The following is a 5,812-nucleotide window of genomic DNA, read 5'->3' as shown; positions in this document are numbered from 1 at the left end:
TGCATATTTACTCTATCTGGTACACCCTGTAAGCGGTGAAAGAATGGAATTCATCGCCCCGCTTTTTCAAGATATGAAAGCGTATATATCTAAAAATTTTGATCAAGGTGAAGTAGATGAAAAAATCGATCCTCATACTCTCGGTACTCTCTTTAATCACCTTTAGCGGATGTGGCGGTATCAAAGGATTGATGACGTACGGTACGGACTCCGGACTGACACCGCTTGGAGAGGTACACGCTTTGCCGAACATGAACTCTGTAGGGTTCGAGTGGGAGAAGATATCGGACCATCGTATCCATGGGGTGAACATCTATCGGGGGGATGCTTCCCAAAAGGCAGAGAATTTTAAGCGCATAGGCACCGTGGGGAACCCGTACGCGACACATTTTGTAGATACGCATGTAAACGCCGATACTACCTACCGTTACACCTTTAGTACCTTTTCGTTTGGAAGAGAGTCCAGACGCAGTGAACCGGTAGAGGTAAGCACACTGCCGCCATTTTCAGCGGTCACTTTTGTCAAAGCCTATAAAGTAGCTCCCACTGTCGTTAAACTTTTGTGGAAACCGCATGAGAACCCGAGCATCAGTACCTACATCATAGAGCGTTCGGTCAATGGGGGTGAATGGAAATTTGTCTCACAGGTAGAAGGACAGCTGATGGTCGAATACATCGATACGTTTGTCATCAGAGGAGGCAGCTACAGTTACCGGATCATCGCACAAAGCTATGATAAGATACGTGCTTATCCCAGCGAGCCAACAGAAATTACACTATAAGCAGGAACCATGCCACATTTAAAAGTCTCTCCCTTTGATACATCGATCATAGAAAAAAAGTTAGCAAGCAGTGAAATGATGACATTTTGCGCGCAAGCCTTGAACCGCAGTGATATGCTCATCGGTATTGAACACGGAGGCGAAGAGTTTTTGCTGCAACTCAAACCGGATGAGACAGCCTACCTTCTGAAATATGACAAAGTGACCAGACCCCTGAAAGTGAACCTGCTTAAAGAGGCACTGGAGTCTGTTTCGAAAGAGCTGGAACTGGACGTACGCGCTTCGAATATTGCCATATCCAACAGCACAGGTCCGCTCTCATCAGACTATTTTAAAAAGATAGAGGATTTTGAAAATATCAGCTATCCAAAGGAGAAGGTCTCTGTCGAAGTGGGATTCGGAAGCGGGAGGCATCTGCTCTACCAGGCAAAAAAGAATCCTGATACCCTCTTCATAGGGCTGGAAATTCATACACCTTCCGCACAGCAGGTACTCAAACAGATAGCACTGCAGGGTCTCGATAACATTTGGGTAGTGAATTATGATGCAAGACTCTTTTTGGAGATGTTGCCTTCGAATATCTGTGAACAGATATTTGTACATTTCCCTGTGCCCTGGGACAAAAAGCCTCACAGACGGGTGATCAGTTCCTCTTTCCTGGAAGAATCGATGAGGGTCTTGAGAAAAGGCGGCCGACTGGAACTGCGTACGGACAGTGACAAATACTTCTGGTATGCCCTGGAAACGTTCTTTTCGGTCCCTAAAGTAGAGGTCGAAGTACGTAAAAATGAAGCCTTGGAAGTGACAAGCAAGTACGAAGCACGATGGTTGAGACAGGAAAAAGATATCTATGATGTGTATGTCAAGTGCACAGAGGAGTCCGCAGCCAAAAATGTGACGATAGATTTTAATTTTAATGATGTAAAATATACAAAGGGAATAGAGGAGTGTTTACCTACAAAAGCACTGGTGTTTGAAGGGTATTTTATACATTTTGAACGTGTCTATAAAATATCAGACCAAAGCCTGCTTGTCAAATGTGCGTTTGGAAGTTTTGACAGACCCGAACATAAATATATTTTGCTGGGAGAAAACAGCTGCAGGTATTTTGTCTCTTCTCCAGTAAAAACAACCGTTAACTTTATGGCACATCAAAAACTGGCAGAGCAGCTGATGCTTACCAAAGGAGAGTAGAATATGTCCAATGTGATTCACGCTTCACATCTGTCCCTTACCTACGGTAAAGCAGGGAAGGAAGTGATCAAAGATGCAAATTTCAGCATTAAAAAAGGTGAGTTCGTTTTTATTACCGGTCCCAGCGGATCGGGTAAATCAACACTGCTCAAGGCACTGTACGGAAAGTTGAAGCCCAGCGAAGGCAACCTGGTCGTAGGCGGGCAGAATCTGTCAAATATACGCCCCGGCAAACTTCAGGAACTTAGAACACATATGGGTATCATCTTTCAAGATTATAAACTGGTCAATGAGTGGACGGTGAAAAAAAATGTTGTGTTGCCTTTGATGATAGCGGGGTATCCCACCGAGATACAGGAGACACAGGCCTACAGACTGCTCAAACATGTAAAACTTGCAGAATATGCCGACAAATACCCACTGGAACTGAGCGGTGGGGAGCAGCAGCGTGTGGGTGTCGCCAGAGCATTGTCAAAAAACCCTGTAGTGATCCTGGCCGATGAGCCTACAGGTAACCTCGACGACTATTCATCCAATGTGATCTGGGACTTGATGGAGAATGCCTGTCAGCAGCTCGATACGACGGTTCTGGTGGTAACGCATAAAATTCCAACGGTCTTTTCACTGCCATACAGGCATTTTATCATTGAGAGCAAGGGTGTCTATGAAGTTCATTAAAAACCATCTTATGTTTATACTCCCGCTTATGGCCATCTTGCTGGGGATCGAATTCTATCTGGTATTTGAGCGGACGACCAACACTTACGAGGAAGGGCTGAAAGAGGGCTATTCGATGCTGGCAGTGACACATAAGCCTATGTCTCTGGAAGCGTTCCAGGCACTCAATGAACATATCAGCAGCTCGGAGAATATCAAAAGAGAGTATATCGTCTTTGAAGTTGCAAAAGGCATCAGCAAAAGCAGCAGTGACGAGATCCTGGAGATCCTGCCTTATTTCTATAACCTGGGACTTGATTCTTATGTTCCTACCTCTGAACTGGAACAGATCAAAAAAGACCTCCAAGCCGACCAGAACATCAAACAGATTGAAACCTTTGGGAGCACGTATCATTCCAATTATGGACTTTTTTCCTTTATTAAATTTACATTGAAAGTGTTTATTATGTTCATGGCCGTAGTAAGCCTCTTTTTGATTATCAAGCAGATGGAGATCTGGAAATATGCACACAAAGAACGTATGCAGGTGATGGAGATATTCGGAGCACCCATGATGCTTAGGTCCGGTATACTTTTCAGGGTAGCGTTCTTCGATGCCATATTTGCAACGATATTTGTCAGCGCTGTTTTCCTGTATATCAAGTTCTTCTGGGCAACGAGAAGCGGCATTGATATCATTATCGAGAATCAGGAAGCACTTTTCAGATTCACCGATATAGCGATCTTGCTGGGCTCCGCTATCTTGATAGTGATCATTGCCGTTTATACGGTAGTATTTAGCAGCAAGGGAGTCCAGGAGTGAGATCCCTTATCTTTTTTTCTCTTGTGGCTATTGGTTTGGCACATGGTGCGTCCACCACTACCAAGATCAAAGCGTCTGAAAAAGATCTTTCTGCTACAGCGACTGCCAAACAAAAGACGGCAAGGCAATTGAGCAAGATCGCCAAAGATATTCAGTCTGCAGAAAAAGACATTGTCTATCTTGATGCAAAAATAGGAAAACTTGAAGAGGACAAGGAAAAAGAGGAAGAGCAATATGCACAGTTGAAGAGTGAACTCGGTCAGGCGGAAAAAGAGTTAAAGGCGACCACTCAGTCACTGGAGGCAAAACATCAGGCCTTTATCACTTTGCTCTCTGAACAGTTCTCTCTCGTTTTTGCGATGCAGCAGGCACATGAACCAACACGTGAATCGATACTCTCACAAGAGGTCTACACCGCCTATAAAAAGCACAATGCAAAACTTTTGACATCACTCCGGGCAGAGATGCAGACGCTTAAAAAACAGAAAGAGGATAAGGTCTATCTGCGCAACAAGACCAAAAACAAGATCGCCGAAATCGTCAAGAAAAGAGAGGAGTATGCACAACAAAAGCTGGCCAAAGAGAAATTGCGTAAAAAGCTGGCCAAAGATGAAGAAAAGTATAATGCACAACTGGAAAAACTGGTAGATAAACAAAACTCCCTCCGGTCCACGCTGGCACAACTGAACATCCTGCACAATAAGGAGGTTGAGGAAGCACGAAGACGGGCAGAAGCTGAAAAAGAGGCAATGCGTTTAGAAAAAAAGAGACAAAGAGAGATACGTGAAGCCAAAGCATTGGCCCAAACCAAGGCAAGAAAAGCCCAGCAGGCTTTGAAAAAAGCAAAAACGAAAGCGGACATGGACAAGGCGCGTCTTGCTGTAAAAGAAGCAGAGCAGGAGAAGAAAAAAGTGTATAAAGAGAGTGAAAAGGTCAGACAGGTCAACTCCTCCTATACACCACCTAAAACCTATAAATACAGAGGGGGAAAAACGATCTCTCCTCTACCCGGAGCAAAGCTTGTAAAGAAATTCGGTACCTATGTGGACCCTGTCTATAAGATCAAGATCTTTAACGAATCCATTACACTGCAGTCTCCTGTCTCAAACTCAAAAGTACAAAATATTTTGAACGGGAAGGTGGTCTTTGCCGGACAAAGCAGTATGCTGGGCAAGGTCGTGGTGGTCGCACACAGCCAAAAGATCCATACGGTATACGCGGGACTTTCCAAGATCGCGCCTACCATCCGTGTGGGATCGAAGATACAAAAAGGGTATATCGTAGGAAAAGTGAATCAGAAGCTCATTTTCCAGGCGACCAAAGATTCCAAACACATTAATCCTCTGGAGCTGATCAGTATCTAGTGAATAGAATATAAAGAAGAATAGATGAAAAAATATGCTCTGATCGTATTGCTTTCCATCAATTTGATGGCCGGGGGCACCAGAAATCCTAAGCCGATCGTCGGAGATGATGCAGCGAATGCTGTTCAGACCGATGAAAGAAGCTATTTTGAAATGGCTATGGGCAAGCCCGTGGGACGATTGACAGAGGAAGAGCTCAAAAACAGGGTACTCTATACCAATTTCATCGGTGCGGGAGCGATCGCACTATGGGGTACAGCCTTTTGGGACTATTTCACTACCGCGCCCGTTGCCGGTGATGAAGGATGGTTTGAATCAAATTCAAAGTATGGCGGTGCAGATAAACTGGGACATATGTACTCCAGCTATCTTTTCTCTTTGGGCTTTGCTTCTCTTTTTGAGTACTGGGGCATGAGCGAAGAAGAATCATTGAGCTACGGTCCTCTTACTTCATTGGTGATCCACGGCATGATGGAAGTAGGAGATTCTTTTAGTGAATCGCAGGGGTTTTCATACGAAGATCTGATAATGAACACTTTGGGTGCCGCATTTTACTATGTAAGGGAAAAACATCCTGCAGTGAAAGAAACACTTGATCTGCGTTTAGAATATGTCCCCGATCTTAACAGCGGTCAAGATATATTTACCCAATACGACTCCATGAAATATCTGATGGCACTGAAGTTCAGTGGGTTTGAGAGCATGCAAGATACCCCGATGAAATATTTTGAATTGCAGGTGGGGTATTACACGAGAGGGTATGAGAATCATGACGCCTACTCCACAAAAGAGAGGGTTGTGTATGCAGGCATCGGCATCAACTCGTCTGAAGTGCTCAAGGCATTAGGCTGGACAAAAACAAGTGAGGTCTTGCATTATTATCAGCTTCCGTACACCTATCTTCCGCTCGAACATGACTTTAATGAATAGTGATATAGCACCTTGGTGCAGGCCTTTCCAAGAGAAGCTAAAGTGATACTATGCTTTTTATG

At 44.3% G+C, this 5,812-nt stretch carries 6 protein-coding genes; all 6 read left to right on the top strand.

Going from position 1 to position 5,812, the window contains the following annotated elements:
* Positions 1–116 precede the first annotated feature (116 nt).
* From VIM88_RS09470 to VIM88_RS09445, 6 genes are read left to right on the top strand one after another with little or no spacing between them, the layout of a single operon-like run.
* The gene (locus VIM88_RS09470) at positions 117–782 is read left to right on the top strand and encodes a hypothetical protein (protein ID WP_331862645.1); all 666 of its coding nucleotides are present in this window, start codon (positions 117–119) and stop codon (positions 780–782) included.
* A gap of 9 nt (positions 783–791) precedes the next feature.
* Positions 792–1,976, top strand: coding sequence for a tRNA (guanosine(46)-N7)-methyltransferase TrmB (trmB, locus tag VIM88_RS09465; RefSeq protein WP_331862644.1), 1,185 nt, complete (start codon positions 792–794; stop codon positions 1,974–1,976).
* Positions 1,977–1,979: 3 nt separating this feature from the next.
* Positions 1,980–2,654 (top strand): ABC transporter ATP-binding protein, encoded by a 675-nt coding sequence (locus VIM88_RS09460; protein WP_331862643.1) that lies wholly within the window; start codon positions 1,980–1,982, stop codon positions 2,652–2,654.
* A complete protein-coding gene (locus tag VIM88_RS09455) occupies positions 2,641–3,456 on the top strand; it encodes a cell division protein FtsX (RefSeq protein ID WP_331862642.1) in 816 nt (271 codons plus the stop codon). The genes VIM88_RS09460 and VIM88_RS09455 overlap by 14 nt, the downstream gene beginning before the upstream one ends.
* A complete protein-coding gene (locus tag VIM88_RS09450) occupies positions 3,453–4,820 on the top strand; it encodes a murein hydrolase activator EnvC family protein (protein ID WP_331862641.1) in 1,368 nt (455 codons plus the stop codon). The genes VIM88_RS09455 and VIM88_RS09450 overlap by 4 nt, the downstream gene beginning before the upstream one ends.
* Before the next feature lie 24 nt (positions 4,821–4,844).
* A complete protein-coding gene (locus VIM88_RS09445) occupies positions 4,845–5,750 on the top strand; it encodes a DUF2279 domain-containing protein (RefSeq protein ID WP_331862640.1) in 906 nt (301 codons plus the stop codon).
* Positions 5,751–5,812 lie beyond the last annotated feature (62 nt).

It is taken from the genome of Sulfurovum sp. (assembly GCF_036568385.1).
Taxonomy (GTDB): Bacteria; Campylobacterota; Campylobacteria; order Campylobacterales; family Sulfurovaceae; genus Sulfurovum.
Note: the sequence above shows the minus strand (reverse complement) of the source record. Positions and strands in the feature narration are given on the sequence as shown.

What these genes read in the sequence shown, in the direction of transcription:
- VIM88_RS09470 (WP_331862645.1), top strand. Translation starts at nt 117, where the DNA reads ATGAAAAAATCGATCCTCATACTCTCGGTACTCTCTTTAATCACCTTT.
- trmB (WP_331862644.1), top strand. Translation starts at nt 792, where the DNA reads ATGCCACATTTAAAAGTCTCTCCCTTTGATACATCGATCATAGAAAAA.
- VIM88_RS09460 (WP_331862643.1), top strand. Translation starts at nt 1,980, where the DNA reads ATGTCCAATGTGATTCACGCTTCACATCTGTCCCTTACCTACGGTAAA.
- VIM88_RS09455 (WP_331862642.1), top strand. Translation starts at nt 2,641, where the DNA reads ATGAAGTTCATTAAAAACCATCTTATGTTTATACTCCCGCTTATGGCC.
- VIM88_RS09445 (WP_331862640.1), top strand. Translation starts at nt 4,845, where the DNA reads ATGAAAAAATATGCTCTGATCGTATTGCTTTCCATCAATTTGATGGCC.